The sequence below is a fragment of the Acinetobacter entericus genome, from assembly GCF_026168575.1.
GTDB classification, from domain to species: domain Bacteria; phylum Pseudomonadota; class Gammaproteobacteria; order Pseudomonadales; family Moraxellaceae; genus Acinetobacter; species Acinetobacter bouvetii.
In genome coordinates this window covers 81906-101551 of sequence record NZ_JAPEQW010000002.1, presented here as the reverse complement: position 1 = coordinate 101551, position 19646 = coordinate 81906, and the positions used below count along the sequence as shown (strand labels likewise).

11 protein-coding genes are annotated in these 19646 nt (G+C 43.1%); 3 read left to right on the top strand and 8 right to left on the bottom strand.

Going from position 1 to position 19646, the window contains the following annotated elements:
* Positions 1-43 precede the first annotated feature (43 nt).
* Together OKC24_RS02015 and OKC24_RS02010 are read left to right on the top strand one after the other, a co-directional pair.
* Positions 44-739: a hypothetical protein gene (locus tag OKC24_RS02015; protein WP_265464688.1), complete on the top strand. Its 696-nt coding sequence runs from the start codon at positions 44-46 to the stop codon at positions 737-739.
* Positions 740-816: 77 nt separating this feature from the next.
* Complete coding sequence (locus OKC24_RS02010) at positions 817-1638, top strand: hypothetical protein (RefSeq protein WP_265464687.1); 822 nt, start codon at positions 817-819, stop codon at positions 1636-1638.
* A 109-nt stretch (positions 1639-1747) separates the two neighbouring features.
* Here OKC24_RS02010 and OKC24_RS02005 read toward each other — a convergent pair whose 3' ends face one another.
* The 3 genes from OKC24_RS02005 to OKC24_RS01995 form a co-directional block, all read right to left on the bottom strand.
* Complete coding sequence (locus OKC24_RS02005) at positions 1748-2335, bottom strand: N-acetylmuramidase family protein (protein WP_265464686.1); 588 nt, start codon at positions 2333-2335, stop codon at positions 1748-1750.
* Positions 2336-2338: 3 nt separating this feature from the next.
* Positions 2339-2716, bottom strand: a complete 378-nt coding sequence (locus OKC24_RS02000) for a hypothetical protein (RefSeq protein WP_265464684.1) — start codon at positions 2714-2716, stop codon at positions 2339-2341.
* A gap of 214 nt (positions 2717-2930) precedes the next feature.
* Positions 2931-10652 (bottom strand): PLxRFG domain-containing protein, encoded by a 7722-nt coding sequence (locus tag OKC24_RS01995; protein WP_265464682.1) that lies wholly within the window; start codon positions 10650-10652, stop codon positions 2931-2933.
* Between the two features lie 91 nt (positions 10653-10743).
* Between OKC24_RS01995 and OKC24_RS01990 the strand changes: the two genes are divergently transcribed.
* Positions 10744-11283, top strand: coding sequence for a hypothetical protein (locus OKC24_RS01990; RefSeq protein ID WP_265464681.1), 540 nt, complete (start codon positions 10744-10746; stop codon positions 11281-11283).
* 15 nt (positions 11284-11298) lie between these two features.
* On the opposite strand, the gene OKC24_RS01985 is transcribed toward OKC24_RS01990, so the two are convergent.
* The 5 genes from OKC24_RS01985 to OKC24_RS01965 all read right to left on the bottom strand — a co-directional run bounded on the left by OKC24_RS01985 (position 11299) and on the right by OKC24_RS01965 (position 19644).
* Positions 11299-13296, bottom strand: coding sequence for a hypothetical protein (locus OKC24_RS01985; RefSeq protein WP_265464680.1), 1998 nt, complete (start codon positions 13294-13296; stop codon positions 11299-11301).
* Between the two features lie 72 nt (positions 13297-13368).
* A complete protein-coding gene (locus OKC24_RS01980; protein ID WP_265464678.1) occupies positions 13369-15282 on the bottom strand; it encodes a hypothetical protein in 1914 nt (637 codons plus the stop codon).
* On the bottom strand, positions 15282-16448 hold the full coding sequence (locus tag OKC24_RS01975) for a hypothetical protein (RefSeq protein WP_265464676.1): 1167 nt from the start codon (positions 16446-16448) through the stop codon (positions 15282-15284). Before OKC24_RS01975 ends, OKC24_RS01980 begins: the two co-directional genes overlap by 1 nt.
* Positions 16441-19050, bottom strand: coding sequence for a hypothetical protein (locus tag OKC24_RS01970; protein WP_265464675.1), 2610 nt, complete (start codon positions 19048-19050; stop codon positions 16441-16443). Before OKC24_RS01970 ends, OKC24_RS01975 begins: the two co-directional genes overlap by 8 nt.
* A gap of 6 nt (positions 19051-19056) precedes the next feature.
* Entirely contained in the window at positions 19057-19644 is a 588-nt protein-coding gene (locus OKC24_RS01965; protein ID WP_265464674.1) for a hypothetical protein, read from the bottom strand.
* Positions 19645-19646: the final 2 nt, after the last annotated feature.

Below are 19646 nucleotides of genomic sequence, written 5' to 3'. Positions count from 1 at the left end.
TATTTTTTGGTTCTACTCTAATGCTGAATCTAAAACGTTACTTTTGCTTAAAGATTCACTTGCAACAGCTTCAGGTTTTTTTGGAGGAATAACAACTCTTATTGCCGCATATATTGCAGCAAACTTATTCAATGATTGGCGCGATGAAAAAAACTATGAATTAGAAAATACTTTACTTAGCAATATTCTTATGGATCTTAAACCACTTTATATTGAGTTATTAAAAGCAAGATCTGATTCTATTAACTTGAAAAATATTGAAACATCTTTTATAGTTAAAACCGATTATCTTGAAAGAAATAGAATCGATTTAGTTATATCAACTCTAAATTTATTCCCTAACATAAAAATATATAGCCATTTAAAAAATGATTACACACTAATTGATCTTTATAATAAGTTTGATAAGCATTGTTATTGTTTCTCACACTTCTTTAGAATATTATTCTTGGAGAAATATAGGATATATTATGAAGTCATCATAGAAGAAAATCAAAAAATAACTGGAAAACCTCCTTTAAAATACTATGATATTTTTAGGCCCTACACAGACTCAAGACAAGATAGCCTTAAAATTGAGATTCAAGAAGTTTTAAGTGTTTTTAAGAAAGATGCGCTTACTGCTGAAATTAATGGAGTCAGAAAACTTACTACTTATGAAGACTGGTTACAAGAAACGATAAACCTTCATGATCAAATTCATGATTACTGCATCAAAGGCCTAAAGGTTCCTAATTAAAATCATTATTTAATTATTAATAATGATTTTATTCCGTTTTTTAGAAAATACTTTTTTGGATAAATTTAGAGGTAATAATGAATAAATACGATTCTGAAACTATCATGCAAAACTTCAATAAAATACTTCAACCCTTTACAGATATAGCTAGGAATGCCCACAAAATAGCGAAAAACCCCAAGTTTCAACAAACATTACAAAATATATCTGTGGCTATACAACATCATGAAAAAACTGCCCCACAAATAGATAAAATGCTTTCAGAAATGGAAGAAAATGAAAACCTATCAGAAGCATTAGAGATTATCCCATATCGCCAAATTTTTAAACTGGCTCTTGATAATTTTGAAGTTAGAGACTTAACAATTTTAAAACTTGTAAACCAAGAAAATTTTCAAAATGGCTTATTAAAATATTTCGACGAAATAGAAATAGATACCATGTTTAAAAAAAGGAAAGTTTGCTTAGAAGAAGCTCTAAAATTATATGATCTAAATTATTTTGCAGGCTGCTCATGCCTGCTTCACTCAATACTTGAAGGCATAATTACGGACTATTTAATCTTTAAAAATATTATAGTTAAATTTAATAAAAATGGTAAAACAGTTTATAAAAAGGACAACCAAGTCATTACAGGTTTAAGTAAAAAAATTGATTTATCCAAAAGTATAAATAATAATTTTCTAAGATTAGAAAATTATAAGTTTGACTCAAGTCATAATAAAAAATTCCATAATGAAAGAAACGATGTTTTACACGGGTCAAATATAGACAATTTCACTGCAGAAAGATGCTTTATTACTATCATTTGGATTTCGTCACTACTAAGTTCAATCCAAAATGAACAACAACTTGATAGAATTAAAATACAGCAAATATTAAAAAGTACGCCCGTATAGAAGGCTTTTCAATTCACACACTGCACGCATACAGTGACATGAACTTTTGTAGAAATCGAATGCGCTGTGCAGCCTGAGAGTAGGATGCACAGCAATAAAGCAGCCAGCCTCACTTGGCTACCCACTTCTTATAAGCATTGGCCAGCTTTATATCGTAGCTATTCTTGGCATATGCAACACCGTTATAACTGCGTGCAAATACCTTCCAGTCTTTGTTCTTTAAAGCGTTGATCAGGCCATTCACTTCAATGTATCGACACATAGCATCAAGCTGCGAGGCTTCATCTTTATACATTGCATTAATAAATGCCTGAAGTGATGCATATCCTAATGCCTTCCAATGATAGCCCATGACCTGCCCAATGCCCCAGCTTGCCGACTCTAAAGCAGATGCCCGATGATACTGCGCTGCGGCATTTAAACGGCTATGCTGAGCAGAATATAAGCCATAACCCCCTGTACTTTTGCTGCATAGATCCGGGCATTTGGCCATCATCACATCAACTGTTTTTGCTTGGCCATTCGCAATCAGGCGCTGACGCATTACATGGCGCTCAAAGAGAATGACAGGAGTATCATCAGAATTAAATCCTGATCCCCGGCACTCCACTTCATGAACCGCCTTTAAAGCAGCTGCTTCTACACCCAGTGCTTTCGCTTGATCGCCTATCTGCGCATCGGTCAGTTTTTTGCTCATGAATCATTCCCCGCCCTTGCCATTCCCCCAAATAGAGAGAAATGCCGATTTAATTTCTGAAATGACTTCTGGTAAGGGTTTGCCTTTTAGCAGTGCAATCGATTGGTATAAAATGCCAATCGCAAGAAGGCCAAAAACCGCAAACATCAGCATCACAAAACCTTGGTACATCGTTGATGCTTTCAGCAGGTCAAAGTGTTCAATAAAGGCTGATCCACCGTACAAGCTTACAGTGACACTGGCGACAAACTTGCCAATCACTCCCATTGAAATTTGAATTTTTCCGTCTTTATCAATATCGCCGCTTAACACAAGGGCAAGAATCGCCCCGACAATTGCAGGGATTATCTTGATAATCCACGGGATCGTATTTTCTTGCATACTTGCCATTCCAAAAAAAAGCTGTTCATATGAACAGTCTCTTTATTTCTGCGGTATACAGCGAACCCTACAGAGTGCTAACAAAATAATGTTTAATTTCTAATTTGATTTCTGTAGGCAAAAAAAAAGCAGATTGCATTCTATATAAAGTATGCAATCCGCCCTCGTTTCACCCAGACCAATGAGTTGAAAACGGCGTGCAGTCTAACACCAATTATTGCCCAAAAGCGAATCTTCCTGCCTCGCGCGCGTCTTGGTGATTTTTAGACAAATATATTCCGTCTTCAGATCGATCAATACGGCGCTGACGGTTACGATAGCTTTGATTTAAATTTAACCGTGTAATCCTACGGGATGGATTTTTTTCATTAAAGCCTTGTATTTCAGCCCACAAACTATCCATTTCATCTTGATCATCCATCATTTTAGCCCTAGACCATAACGTCATTAAACTGCCTCTACGCTCATTCAATTTGCGGTCCAGCTGATAAATGGCAGATTTTCCTTCATTTGCCGTTCGGATATCACTTGGCGAAAATCCCATGCCTTGAACAAGCAGGTCCATAGAGCTGACTTCATCCATAATCGAAACGCCGGTTTTATCCTGAACACCCTCATCAGCATAACGTTGAGTTTTTGCAAAGTTTTTCAAAAAGACCGGCAGCATGGTTTCGATACCTCGCATATTGTGGCCTTCTGAAATTTCTTGAGCGCCTTTAATAACATTGGTGCCAATACCTGCAACAGGGCCAAGCGCCGCTGCCATTGCGGATTCGGCCCAGCGTTTTCCTTCAAGGCCCTCTTGTACGTCCGGCAATAGCATATTGTTAATACCCACACGGCCAGACATATCTATCGGAGTTAATGCACGCGGCGCACCTTTCATAATCAAATTCGAAATGGTTGGGTTAAATGCCTCAGCCAAATAATTTCTTAATGCAATTTCAGCATCCCATGGGTCATCATCATCACCGCCCATCCAAGAGGCTGCAGATAACAGCATACCCACTACAGGCAAGCCGAGCACCCCAGCGAATGCAGCATGCATAACCAGGACTGATGCCAATGCCTTTCTCGCCTCCAATCGTTCGGCCTGAGAATCAGCTTTAATAGACTGATATGCTTGACGTGAAAGCGTGTAAATCATGTTTTGGCAAAACTGTTTAAACAGCAACAGTACTTTGGCAACATTGCCTTGCATGACACGCGGGCGGTTACCGCTGCTGTAATCAAAGTGCCCTTTGTATGTGGCATCTACCGCCTGATCGAAAGCCTGATCGTGTGAAGAGCCAGCATTACGTGCAAGCCGATATGCAGCAATAAAAGTAACCTCACGGTTGAACCGCTCTGCACTATGAAACATGGTGCTGGCTGCGCGCATAATCGGGCGCATTTTCCACATCACGCCTGAGTCTTCACCTTGAGCAATACCTGCCAAATCATGCGCCTGAGTTACATCAATAACACCACGGTCTACTGCATCTTTATAAGCTTTTTGCTCATCTTTATTTAATAACTTAGAAATATCCGCACTGACGGCCTTATAAAGATCTGTTTTCGTGCCTTCCCATTTCACCTTATGAAAATCAACACCTTTCCTAAAGTCATTCGACGCCTTCAACAATTCCTTACCAGCTTTATCAAATCCCCATTTGGCGCCCATAATCGGATAAGCAACTAATGCTGTTTGCGATAAATTGACCATAGCTGCAGCAGGTGAAAGTCCTAAATAATAAATAAAGCCCACACTGGTCAAGGTACTGGAAAGCGGGTTTGATTTAGGATTCATCAGATTTTCATGACGTAAATTCATTTCATTAATTACCCGCTGCGCCTTAGGCTGATCATATGCGGGGTCATTTTTACGGGAAACGGAAGCATGCTTTTGCATCGCATCCAGCTGCTCAGACAATAAATCTGAATATCTTAATTTTGCTAAATAACTGGCACCATGAAACATATTCTGCGCAAAGGCACGGCGCGCATCTTGGCTAAATCCTGCTGTGCCTTTACGGTGAATGCCGTGTTTGGCCCAAGATAAATCAGGCATAGAGTTCAAATACAATTGTCCTAGCACATCCTGAAGCTCAACCTGTCTGGCTGCATCCAATCCCATATTGCCTAGCTCATTAAATAGATTGGTCATAAACCCGCGTCCAACAGCATCACGGCTTGCATTGAATTCTTTATCTAATATGACTTGATCAATTGTGCTGTCAGGGAATATTTCAAACAGTTCTGCACGGGATTTTTGAGCTTCAGCCATAGTTTCAGCACGGCTGACACTTTCGACTACACCTTTTTTGTCGCGCACAATCACAACATACTTACCGAATCGCGCCAACGGGAAATAAACCCCCTTTAATGCTTTAAAGAATTGGTCATCCATCTGCTGCATTAGCTCTGCTTTTTTCTCATTGCTCATGCTGGCCCGGACAATACGGTCTTTAATAGCCTGTTTAACATTCGTCAGCTGATCTTTATACTCATCACGGGTATCAGCATAAACTTTTTGAGCTTCTGGGCTTAAGGCATTGTATTGAGCATGCAGTTTTTTATACTTCGTTACGCTATCGCCAGATTCATGCGGTTTAGAGGGGTCTATTTGCGCTAAGGTGGATTCGTGCATGAGTTCAGCCAGCGGCTTTTCATCCTTAACTTTTGACCAGGCTCTGACAAGTTCATCTGCCTTAGCACCTGCATCGTTTTTATCAGCATCCATTTGCGCAGCCAAATCGTTATATTGAGTCAATGGTGGCAAAAGCTTGCTGTAGATTTCTGTTAACTGGCGGCGGCCAAGCGCTTGCAATCCAAGGCCAAGAAGATCAGTAAATTTAAAACCAGCATGGTCTTTCACGCTTTTCATACTTAGCGCTTTGATGCTATTGCTTAATGCGTTTAATGTCTGTTCAGCATCAAACTGACGGCTGAAACGAATATCCTCATTTTTATCATCAAAGCTGCCATCATTATTCAGTGCATGTTTCACCTGATTTGGATTGAACGCTACCAAGAAATCCATGTCACTAAAGGAATGGCGGATGCCATCAAACCGCCCCGATGCAGACGCCCGCTCAATTTGGTCACGGCTGGTTTTTTCCGTTGCCTGCATCGTCTGCTTGGTGTTTACAAACAATGGAATAATGCGTCCACTTGTTTTACCCGCTGATTTAACATCAGCATACATTTCAGCGGTAGCGATATCGTCAGTAAGATATACCCCGCGGCCCAGTAATCCCCCGCCACGGTTAAACTTATTAAATTCTGCTGCAGTGCCATGATAGTAAATTTTCGGCTCGCCATTTTTATCCATGGCTCGAGATGCTTGTGCCGGGCTATTTTGCCAATCTCCAAACCAGCGCTTAAATGCCGGTGTACGCACTTGCAGCCACTGCTGTTCAGTTAAATTGGTCGGCTGCCCATTGGGGGCCTTCATCCATGTTGAAGTATTTTGCAGCTGCTGCTTCACACGTTGTACTGCAGAAATTCCACTTTGTTTTTCTACCATGCGCTCAGCCAAGGCCAGCACATCATTTTCATTCAGATTCAGCTGAATGCCTTTGTCATACAGCCATGCTTTAACGGCAGAAATCAATCGATCCATGAAACGCTTCATTGCCGCTTTTTGAGCAACATTGCGTGTCTGCATTTGCGATGCCAGCGTGATCATGTATGGAAGGTACTCATCCAGCTGCACTTCACGCTGCAATTCACGCTCTGCAAGTCGTTTGGCTTCCAGTGCTGCAGGATTGCCTTGCTCAACCATGCGCTCAAATTGGCGCATTAGATCTACATAAGCATCCTTGTTCATCAGGTTCTGAAAACCGCCATGCCCACCCAATTCATGCAGAAATGTAGCCACGGCGCTGTCAGCATCTAAATTAGATGCGACCAATGTCACTTTGCCATTTTCATACCAGCCTTCAACATTGCCGGTCATGCCTTCACGCTGATCCTGAACAATGTTGAGAACGCCTTGCGCTTCCAAATCAGCAATGGTTTTTTCACCAAAGCGGCTGACTAGAGCTTCACGCACCTGTGCCACAGCAGATGATGCCGCAGAATTTTCTGTGCGGCTAAAACGTTTTTTGTCGCCAGACTTATCCGTTAAGCCTTGCTGTTTTTCACCAGTAGATAAATCGGTTTGGTCAGTTCGTGTACTTCCGTCATACTGCTGACTTGCTCCAGTTTCTTGGGAAAGTCCTCGACTTCTTTCTGCTGCTCTAGACTCAACTTCTGATAGATTTCCATTGCTTGTGCTTTTCCCATTTCCAGTATTTTGGCCTTGCTCGCGTTGCTCATTTTGTTCTACCTGATTTGAGGAAATTTCATTATATATAGCATCAAGCTGTGATAATCCACTTTCACCAATAATAGATTTTAATGCCTGACGCACTTCTGATTCAGCTATACCAACTGCAAGCGTTTCATGATCTGGATTTGTTCCAATCAAATAAGCAAAACGGTTTTTCACATTCTCTGATAAACCTTCTGGATTCTCCCAGCGATAAGCATCAATCTGTTCGCGAATTTGTTGTAGCTCAGTTAGTAGCTGATCTGAAACTACCCCGTGTGACAGAGAATATTCAGTTACGGTATGAACCAACTCATGATTAATCAACTCCAGTACTGAGCTTTCCCAAGCATCGGATTTTGGGTAAATATAGCTAGTATTCTGTGCTGGCACATAATATCCACCATCAACCAAACCTGCTCGAATCGTATTATCTTTAATACTGCCTAAATCAGAAACGATATGCACATGTACATCAGGGTTCAGCTTGGCAATCTTGGCCAGCAATTGCTTGCCATACAGCACATCAGTTTTTACGCCATCAGTCTTCATGCTTGCCAAGTCATTCACCACATCACCCAGCTTATGTACCTGATCCATCAGTATTGCTGGGATACTATGCGTTAAACCTGAATCAGACTGGATCTTAATTTTAAGACTTTCTGTTTTAGATGAACTATCTGTCTTCTCCAAGGGGTTTGACTTAGTAACCTCATTACTTACTTTAGATTGTTGAGGGCTTTCACCTGCGGGTTTTTGCGTATTCCCATTTTCCAGCCAATCCTTAAACTCATCTTTGGTCATTGAGCGGACAGGGCCAACTTTCCAGCCTTTATCAAAATTGGATTGATATGCATTTACTGCTTCTTCCTGTGAGTTAAAGCCAAGCATGACTTTATGTTCATCAAATCCGCCTGTTTGCTGATCCATCTGATCAACAATGAATACATGTTCCGACTCAGGATTATGGCCAACATAGGTATCTATATGTTCATTATCCGCGCCAGTGGTGCGTTTAATGTAGCCGTAATGGTCGCTCATTTTGTGCGCCCATTCTTTACCATCAGGATCAGTACCTCGGCGCTCTGAACCTCGTGGATTCTCTACCGCAATTTCTAAGCCATGAACTTTGATGTGGCCTTTCTTGTAGTTTCCAGCTTCAATCTGCGCTTGAGTTGGTGCTGGCAAATCATTCTGAATGCTGGTTGCTGCTTCATGCGCAGCCTGATCAATCGGATTATCTTTTTGCAATGCAACAATCTGTTTACGCAGGCGCGCTTTTTGCGGCACACTTTTCGCATCTGCGAGTTGCTGTTCAAGTTTTTGAACCTCCTGTGTATTTAAAGGAACAAAGCTTGGTGTGCCTGGTAGAGTTTTGGATTCATCTTGTTTAGATTGAAGCTCCTGCAACGCCTGAAATACCTTAAGGGCCTTTTGGGGCTGCCAGTGCGCCATACTCTTTAATTCTTTTTTGGCTTCACTTGGTTTGATACCAGCCTTATTTGCGTAGATTTTGATTTGTTCTGCAGACAAGGCTTCAAACATGGGCTTTACTGTCGATTGCGCATCCGCATGATTGCCTTTTAGAATTTCGCGCTTTTCATTTTCTAAAGCTGCTTGCTCTTTTTTATATTGATCTAATTGCGCATCGATATTTCCACGTTTAGACAATGGAACATTCAGTGCGCCATGATCTAAAGGCTGAGTATGAAAGCTCTTTGTGACATTACTACCCCCATTGCTGAGGGGAGCATCTGATCCACTATTCGGTTCACTCGCTTCTATTTTGCCAATAGCTGTTTGAAAATCACTGATTTCTTTTACAGCTTTGCTAACCTCCGCTAAAACCTCAGCGCGTGGACGACCTGTAGCAATTTCATCCTGTATCAATTTCATCTTTTGTGATGGATCATTAACATGCGCATCTTGAATACGCTGCTTAAATGGCAACTGATTTTTTTGTTCAACTGATGCTGCAGTTTCTGATGAATCAGCCGGAAAAGCTGGTTCGACAGCATAACTTGGCATTGCAGCAGTGATTTTTTCACGCAGATCTTCGGACAATTTAGGCCAATTCGTATTAACTGCATGCCTTTGCTGAATTGGATTTAGGCCAGCATCTTTAGCCCATTGAATACGCTGATTTGCATCGGCTTTTGACCAATCAGCCAAAGGATGATCAATTTCTCCAAAATCAGCATCTATGCTTTCTATTGGCTGAAATCCATCCGGTTGAGACTCATTCGCCGCAGGCTGTTCAAATTCTAAATTAGGCTGATAGCCAAAATCACTAAGCCCATCTAAAGCAGTTGTTTCTTGCAACGGTTTCGCCGCTGATGTCAAATTCCCTGAAATCCCTGAATCTACAGCAGTGGCAGCAGCAGCTGAAAGAGGACCTGCCTTTGGGTCTAAGCCCATACGTTGTGATTCTGTTTGCTCACCCGGCTGAAAATTTTTTGATGGTTCTTGGCCTGCTGTGTATGGAAAGTTTGCCTGCTGAATATTTTGGCCATTATCTGTAAATGTCCGTGTATTCTGATCTGCACTGGCATTTCCAAATCGCGTCTCTTGATCCAAAGCCGCATTACCCGGTCCGCCTCCGCCTAATGGTCCACTCGGTGATACATCAGGGTTTAAGGATTCTGCTGTTGCGCTATCCGCATTGTTTTGCGATGGCTGGGCTAAATATTGTTTCGTCTTCCCAACACCGGAAAATGAACCACCCATCGCCATGCCTGCCAGTGTTCCCATAACAATGGCATCATCTAATCCATCGTTCCATTCTTTGCCTAATGCAAAATTTTGCAGGACTTGTTCTGAAACAGACTGTGGCAATTCTTCAAGCAGGCCTTCAGAGATTGCACCCATAACCATGCTTTTAGGAATATCAGATAATTTTATTTGCTGCGCTGCAGTTTGAGCAGCATCTTTTAATCCAGCGTTTACTGCACCGCCAGCCATTGCAGTATGAACATCAGCAATTCCAAGTTTCTGTGCAATTTTTCCGCCTATAAAACCAAATAAAGAGCCAGCAGCACCTGTGGCCGCAGATATTGCTGTCTGATCATCACTCAGTAAATTATTATGGTTTTCCTGCCGGATTTGTGATGCCTGCCCACCCGCCATAATCAAGCCTTCACCAACAGCACCAGCAGCTACGGGAGAAACCAGCCCCTTGCTTGCAACACTTGCGCCGCGGCCTAAAGCACCGCCCGCCAGCATGGCCGGTACAGATTCGGCAACGGCATTAACGATCTTGGATGGATTGGAGATTGCTACTTTTGCTTTATCGACAATCCCTTCAGCATCATTAAATTGCTGATCAATAGCTTTGCTTTGAGCTGATTTTTTATCAGACCAGTATTTAGAACCTTCCCCAGCCTGGTATACACCAGTATTATCAATGACCTTACCTAAGTGACCACCTGTATAAATATCACCAATACCAATCGCGCTATCAACTGCAGCATTGACGCCTGATGCCAGTGATAGCCCTAAGTCTTTAACATGCCCTTTAATTCCACGACCCTTTTCCACCCCATAGTCAGGGTCTAAAAATGGATTCGTTTCTGTACGTTCTTTAACTAAATCATTTCCATAATCGGGATTAGAAAATGGATTTTTATTTGTAGAATCAGGCATGACATACTCCAATTGGTATGTCATAAATGATGTAGTTACTTTGTATAATCAGTCGAACCCTACAGCCACACAATATAATGGAATTCTTATAATGGAAATTAAAAGTAGAATAGAACACTATGGTTTATTATTTATTGGGATAGTTGCTCTAGCTGGGCTTAGCTTTAAATGTTTTTCTTATTTTTCTGAGAATAAGTCACGCACTAATGCGGTAAATAGCACTAATTCAGTAGCAAGTGACTATGATATTCAGTTAAAACAGGAGGGAGTTTTGGATTCAAATTTTAAATACATAAACTCGCCAAGAACATATTCCTTTTACAAGCAAGTTTCAAGTGAGCTCAATAAAAGCACGCCTATTGATATCGGTGATGGTGTGCAAATGGTTCAAGCACTAAAGATTCCAAACAATTCAACTTATATCTATAAGTTACCAATAAAAAAAGAGAATTTTAATACTCAAGTTGAAGCTAATATGAACTCTGGGATACCTGCTCTTAAGTCAACATTTTGCTACCAAGTTAAAAAACATATTCATTTTCAGGTAAATAATATGTCTGAAAGGTATGTTTACCTTGATGTTGATGATCACTTAATCAAAGAAATCGAGTTAAAAGCCAATCAGTGCTGATTGGCTAAACTATTTCTATAGATATCTGCTAGAAGCTCCTTTCCCATATATTGCATCAAATTGTGCCGCCTGCTGAGGGTTATTTTTTAATGCAGCAATATGGTTTTGTGATGGCTGATTAGTTTGAGGCTGCTGTATTGAATCAACATATTCCTTTGTTTGAGTGTCAAAAATTTGTTGCGGCCGATTAACCATGGTGCCTGCAATTTCGTCCCACTCTTGACCGCCACCAACAGTCATATATCGATCACGGCCGTTATTTTCTTTCGCGCCGCTTAAGCGGTTTATCCGCGCCTGAATTGACTGACGTTGCTCTTCTGTTTCCGCTTTATCATACATTTCCTGCAGTTTTTCAACCCGCTGAGCTTGGCGAATACCAAACCCTTCCTTTTGCTCAGTCAAATTTTGCTGTCTATTTTTCAACCCAAATTCAGCATTGTACTTGGCTGTATCCTGATTAAGCGCTTGGCCTTGTCGGTAATTCTGCCCAGTTTCACCCAATACGGCGCGCTGATTGGCACCTTGTTCACGAACCATGGTTTGCGCCATGTTTGATGAATTATTCGCGGCATTATTGAATTGGCTAGTCGCATTATTTGCATCAGTGTTGTACATCTGCACAGCGCGATTATCATCACCCGTTTGCATTTCCAATAACTGGGACCGCTGGCTGCTCGTCATTCCTCTAGCGCCATCAATAGGTGCACGTATATCACGCATAACCTGTTCACGTTCTAAATCTTGTTCTTGTGAGCGTTGCGGCCGGTTAGGATATTGAATATTTTGAGTGCTATTCATAGCGTTAAAAGCTTGTGAAACCTGCTGATCTGTTGGCCCGAATTCAGCAGTATTCCGCATTAGGTTATCCACTCCACTAGGATCATTGGCACGGCGAATTCCACCCACAACTCCAGATCCTTGCAATTCCGGCACACCCTGCAGCCGCGCCTGAGCTGCAGCCGCAGGATTTGCATAGCTGAAGCCATTACCTTTTTGCTGAATTGAGTAAGGATCAGCCTGAGGCTGATTTACCTTTGGAGTTGTAGATGATTTCTCATCGCCCCAAACAGCATTATTCATTTGCTGCTCAATAGGCGCAGCGGCTGGCTTAACGGCCTGTGTTGGTTGTGAAGCGGTTTGTGCAACAGCATTGGGCGTGCCTGCTGCTTTTTGCTTATTCCAGTCAGCAAATCGCGCTTGCTGTGCCTCATAGTCGGCCTGCGCTTGTTGAACCTGCTTATCTCCAAAGCGCTTGCCTAAAATTCCGAATGAAGCGGCATTCCCCACATCGGACATTACGCCTGCAGCACGAATACCTAGATTTGCAGCCCCGCTGCGCTCAACATTAGGATCAAGCCCCATGCGTGTTGCATAGTCTTCAGTAGATGTATTGTAGCCTTGAGTGGCGCCTCCAAACATTGAAGCGACACCATGCAAAACCCCGAGGCCTTTAGCTCCACTGGCCATTCTAGCGCCAAACCCTGGTTTAGCAGCTTGAGAAGAAGCGGCTGCTGTTTCTGGTGCCGCAACATTGGTAGAAGGAAGCTGGCGGCTTACATCGCGTGTAATGCCAGATACATCCCGAATATTGGGCCCAAGCCTTTGCTGCTGCGCGCGGCGTATGTCATCAGCATTAGGATATGGACTCTGAATCAAACCGCCGTTGGCAAAAAATAATTCAGGTTCTCCCTGTGCATTTTGTTGCACTTGCGGCTGATTCACTGGTGTGTGAGTTTGTTCTTTCATCTGGTTAAGTGCATGCACACCCACCTGATGCACCTGGTCAGGCGTGAGCTGGAATTCACCGTTACTGAGATTAACCGGAGTGGGCTTGCCGAGCCGCTGCAGGCTCTGTTCTCCAATTTGCGCTGTTGAATCTGCAGGCATAATGTAACTGCCGCTGGGAACCTCCTTTTTCACATCATCAGATGTACCAGTTCCAGCACCTTTAATACGGCCTGAATCATAGACACCTGCATCCTTTGTGCCTTTATTTCTTAATCCGAAGCTCATAAAAAAGCCCTAATCCTATTTGATACGTTATTTTCACGGATCAAATAAGATGAGGGCTAACCCTACAGCGCGTTAATAGTTGTAGTTATGACTTTCGCTCTTACTATCACTGGTTGAGCTGGAAGTTGAAGTGCTTGCAGATCCTGAACCGCTGATACTTGCTGACACATGAGCTGCAGACATAGCTCCTGCAGCAAGTTGTGAAGTGAACTGGCCTACAGATTTAACTGAATCCAAAGCAATTTGCGCTTGCTGAGTCGCCTGCTGAATTTTTGCCTGAAACTCACTGATTTGCATTTGTGAATAGGCGATATTTGTTTGAGTATTCATATCTGCAAATCGAGACTGCATTTCTGCATTAGAAACTTCCAAGCCGGCAGCCGCGCGCCAAGCCTCCACCTGAGCGCTAAAAGCAGATGTGTTCTGCTGCACTTCACTCAAGCTTGCTTGAATACCGGCTTTATAGCCATCTATGTCGGCAGCATATTTTGAAATCCATGTCTTTGCTGCTTCCATTTTTAAACGGATGCCATCAGAACGGACAGATGATTTCGCCTGCAAGCCTTGAATTGTGGCTGCATAAGCACGCGCATTTGCCTCAAACATTCCTACTTTTGCTGTTTCAGCACGGGTTTGCGCTTCATAGGATTCAACTTTAATTTTTTCCGCGGCAATCTTTTCACTTACAGCCTGAACTTCTGTTTTATAAGCATCGAATTGCGTTTTAATTAATTCAGATCGTGCTGATGCTCCCTGAATCGCTGCCTTGTAAAGCTCTACACTGGATAAAACTGAATCTATTTTTGCCTTAAATACCTGCACATACTGTTCATTAATTTGACCGATAGCGACTTGAGCATCTACAGCGGTTTTATAAGCATTCAGCTTAGCCAGCGCGCCTTCTATCTTCGTTTTATAAACATCTGTTAAAGTTTTAAACGCTTCATTTTGCGAATTGAACAGTGCAACCTGCGCATTAAAAACACTGATTTGACTTTCCGCATTAAATTTTGCGACTTCAAACATCCGATTCACAAAGTCAGAAAACAGGTTCATGGTCATCTGTTCCAGAGCCATACCTTTTTCAACTATGAACCGCATATTCTCAATTTCCCATTTTGACGCTTCAATCAAAATATCGCGGTTTAAATCAGCGGCATCCAGTCTTCCGTTTTCACGAATGGCTGCAATCTGTTTAGCCAGCTGCCCTTGGGGCATATTAAAGTTTCTGGCAGACCAATCGTGTATTACTTCCTGAACAGCCTTATCCGTCTCATTGCTTTGACGGGTACGGCTTCGATTGAATAAGGCATCCTGTACAGCATCGGGCAATCCGGTGCCGCCGTCATTCATCCCGGCCCGGATTTTAGCCTGCAGGCCATCCAACAATTCAGAACTATACTTCGGAGTTGTCCAGTTAATGAAGACATTTGGAACTGCAATTGAGTCCATTGACGGCGGCACACCATTGAAATCCGGCAGTTCAGGAAAACTAAATTCAGGAATTGATATCTGAATCAGCTGATCCATTTCCGGCAAAGTCAGTACTGGCGCATCAGGCAGCTGAATATCAGCGTCTATGTCAGGCCTCTGCGGCATTTCCACTGCTGCCATGCTTGGCATATCCGGCAGCTGAATGGCCGGCATTGCAGGCGCTGCAGGCATTTCAATTTCACTTAAGTTCAGATCATTCAGCAATGCATCAATATCATGAAATACTGGCAGTTCAGGAAACTTCAGCGGCATGCTGCTGAATTGCGGCCGGTCATCAAAGCTAATGTCCGGTACCGGTGTATCAGGAATGCGGAACAGCTGCGGGGATTCCACAGGCTGAAACTTTACGTCGCTGATTTTACTCAGCACATCAGACATTTCATTTCTGTACCGTAACGCAACACTGTCAAGTTTATCCATTTGGTCCATGACAGTTTCAATTGCGGCGCCCATCACGCCGTCCGGCGCAATTTTTTGTATATAGTCTGACATTATGTTCTCCTGGCCGTTGACGTGAACTCAATTGAAAGTGAGTGAAGCTCAGCTGCCTTTGCATATATAGAACAGCCAAATGCGAACTGCCTCCCGCGTAATCCTCTGCCAAAAGCAATGCGGCCATTGGTCATAAATTCTGAACGCTCATCCGGAAGTAAATATTTATAGGTTTGCTGCGCTCCTGACTGCGTTGTAGTGACTGATATATTGAATGACTTATCTGCGCCATCCATGCTGTATTCAACAAATGCCGCCAGCGGATGCACCAGCTGCTCACCAAAATCAAGACGGCCTGTAGTCAATACGGCATTAATAGCTTCAGCTGCTTTTCCTGCAGCAAAAACGCCATGCTTGTTCCATCCATAGAGTTTTCCATTCAGCACTGAAATTCCATCATAAGCAAAACCGTCATAACGGCTCATTGCCCAGGTATCACTGTTTGCTGTCCATGCAAAGTTATCTTCATTTGCATTTAAAATTGAATCTTCTGCGAAAAACATTTCGTGAACATGCTGTATAGCCGTGAGCTGCCCTTTTGCTGAATCCGTCATTACCGCAGAGGAAGAAAGATCACCGCGGCCTGTAGACCCCAGCAACAGGCTGTCAGTCATTTGAACAGCATCAATGACAGATTGAACGGATACTGAACGCTGTAGAAACGAGTCTTCCAGCAGCATTTCATCTGTCCATGCATCTGAAGCTATACGCGCAGTCATGTCACGCATTCTTAACGTGTCATGCATCAAATTCACTGAAATCCGCTGCCCGCTCAGTTCGTCTTTCATTACCGCGGCATCTGCAATAAAGGCGGTTAAAGCGGCGCTGCTGATTTCGCCATGCAACGCTGCTGAGTCTTCGACATAACTGGATAGAACGCTGCGGACTGAATCAGCCAATTTAACTAAATCGGCAAAATTATTTACGGCATACAGTTGATCCGCAACAGCGTCATTCATTTGAGCGCTGTCATAAACCCGGTACCCTGTAGATCCATTGTAAATTTCATCAGTCAGTTCAGCCTGATCAAAGAAATCTACACGCAGGCTATAGCTCAAACTATCTGCTAGACGGACAGATTCTGAGATTTGAGTTCCGACAACAGACAATAAGAGCTCAGTTAGACGGGCTGAATCCATCAAATCATCGCGGTATGTGCTACTCATTAATCACTCCAATGAAATTGTGAGCAGACTTATGATCAGCAAGGTTTGTATATCCCCAGTACTTGCGCCGTTCGCCCGCCTTTTCAGATATGCTCGCATACGTTGATGCCCCGAATACAACCTCACAGCAATCGCGGTAAAAATAAGAAAAGCTTCCCCCGCTTTCGACTGGAGAGAATGAGAAATACCATGCATCAGGATCTTTTTTGTGAACCTCGGCTGCGTCAGCGGCACTGATGCTAATATTGACCCGGCCCGCATGCTTTCCTAATTCTTTGGAAGACGTATTATACGGCGCCATATAAGGCGGCTCTCCGCCGATAGATGCACCGTTTGCAGCCATATCCCCGCCACGCTGCGTATATTTTCCTGCAATCCCTGTAATATTCAGATAACCGTCACCAATGCCGAGCCAATCCCCGCTGTCAGCAAAACCGCTCGAATCTACAGGGCTGTGGCTTGGTGAATCCACATATACAGGCAGCCCGTTTTTTGGTGCTGGGCTTCCTTTGCCGGCATTGCCCATCCAGTGAAATATTGAATCATAGGTCCATAAGTTGTATGAGGTCGCATCTGCAACGCCATGCATGGAGTGCACTTCACTTTCTGACGTTGAAACATCTGATTCAGAATAGGCATACAGCAAACTATCCCGCCCAAACACTGGAATGCATACTGCTGCATCAATATTGAATCCAGTCACGGTTTTTTGAGTAGTCTCATGCTTGTAATACCGGCTGCGGCTCACACTGCCGTTCATCCATAAAATTGCCGGCGTAACGTACAGCGGATTGCCATACCCCATATCCATGCCTCTAATTTTTGTATATGAAGTGGCTGCGGATATTTCGGTTCGGTCATCAAAATCAGAAGTATAGAAATAACCCGCTATTCCCGTTTGCCCTGTAGTGACGGTTTTTTCCCACTCCCCAATAATCATCAAGTCTTCAAAGGTTGATTCTTCTTCTTTGAAATAAGTTCTTTCATCAAGAAAATACTTAACGGTTTTCAGCTGATCATTGACATAGCAGCCAAACATGACCGTGTCACACTTGACCATTGGGCCATCATAATCCGGTGATACCATGATGAATGATTCACAGCCTTGACCTGATCTTTCGGGAAATTTCAGCCTACCCATGGTTTGAGGATATTCTGACATCCCCCAATACACTGGGCCTGATGAAACCTGAGAAATGCTTCCTGAATGGCTTGCGATGGGATTGACTTCCAAGCTATCCCAATATTCCATTTCACTAGTGCTGTCATATTCACCTGCTGCGCGCTGAAGAATCTGCTCAGGCTCTACATATCGAAGCTTATAATGGACAGCTAATGTCGTTTCTTCTCCTACTGGCATATCATCCGTCAGCTTCACAATGTATTTTTTGATCAGTTCCAGATTTTCTATGCCGCCAACCTTATCTGCAGTCAGGGTTACAGATGACGAAAGACCGTGATTATTGGCTGTCCCTAGAGACAGTTTCAGCTTGTAGCCATACACGCGCATTAAATTATTATCATCATATGACCAGCAGGTATTGAATGCTTCCCTGCCTAAGCTGTTAACTGACCACCCACAGGCTGAATACATTGCTGAATGCTGGTGAAAATCAGCTGAATCGCAGATCCGAATAATAGCGCCCGCACGCTGCCATGTATGAAATGAATTGCCTTGAGGGAAATTCTCACCGGACGGCATCCCGCCAAAACGGTCAAGAATAGCGATAATTTCACTGTCACCGGCTTCTTCAATAAACTCACGGAATGCTAAAGTCGTTGTGGCAGGAATGATTGGCAGCGGCATGGCATAAACGCCACTACTGATAACACAAATCAGCCATGGCTTATTTTTTGAATCAAATGAAATGAACTGGCCGCTGCTGCCGTAATCATATTGTATTTTGCCTTCCTGATCTGGAAAACCTTTATAACCAGGCAACCTGATCCCTTTCAGTTCCTCTTTAATAAGGCTTAATACAGGCTCATGAATAATCATCTTGGCCTGCTCTTCAATGCTGTCAGGCAGATCTTTTAAATCTTGTTTTCCATACGCTGAAACAATCTGAACCACTTCACGCATAGCGCCGCTATACCATGTGGGCTTCAATTTCAAATATTGGGAAAAAAAATAGATGCCCTTAAATTCGGGCTCAAAATACTTAAACTGTTCCGCATATTCCACTCTAAACCGCTGCAGACTTACAGTTTTCGCAGGTGCATCTGTTATGCCATAGGATGAAAGCCGGCGCCGGCACTGTTCTGTCAGCTTGATCTGCACGCCTTCACCGTCATCCAGCACCATAGCCTTCTCAATCAGGCCGCTGTACAGCATGGGGATAAACTCAGATGCATAACCATCAAATACATAAGTGTCTGAATAGATAGATGATTTATTTACATAAATGCGAAAGACATCATCATGGATTAATGCGGTGACAAAACCGCCATCCGGCAGCGTCCGCACCATTTTGATGGTGGTAAGTTCAGATACTGTACTGATATTGACGATTTGCACAGCCAAAGAAGCAATAAAATTATTGTCTGCTTCAGTTGGCTGCTCACCGTCAATGAACAGTCCGTAAGGTTTAGGACTGTACATAGTATTTTAAGAAGTAAAAGAAATGCGGTAGCCGAGTTCGTAAATATCGCCATTCTGGAACGTGCGCGCCGCTGCAAATTTTGCCGCGGATACCAGCACACCAGTTGTTCCACCTCTGGCAGAACTGGTCAATACAGCAGCCCCTGTGACTGTAAGTTCATTGCTGGTCACAATTGTGATGCGGGCGACACTGCTGAAGTTATCAATGTATTCCTGATCGGTCGCATCTGCTGGTGTATATGCTGGACGGGTTGCTGAATTGAATCCTTCGGTTAGTGACACAATTTCGCCAGCTGTTGCTGCAAAATTCGCTGCAGTCCAGTTCGCTGCCGGTGCGGCTGCGCCATTGAATAAAGCAAGATATAGCCCTGAAGGCTTAACCTTGGTACCGAAATAAGTATCCAGGGCGGCAATCCGCCCTTCCTTAGTGACCAGATTACTTGTCTGCTCCCATTCACCCCCATTCGTTCGGTCAATGTAGATGCCGCTTGCGACAATCCCATGATTCGGAAAATAAATCCCGTCTTCCGTCATATCAAAGTTTTCATCGGAAAAGTCTTTTGCCAGCGCTCGCTTTATTTGTGCCTGATTCATAT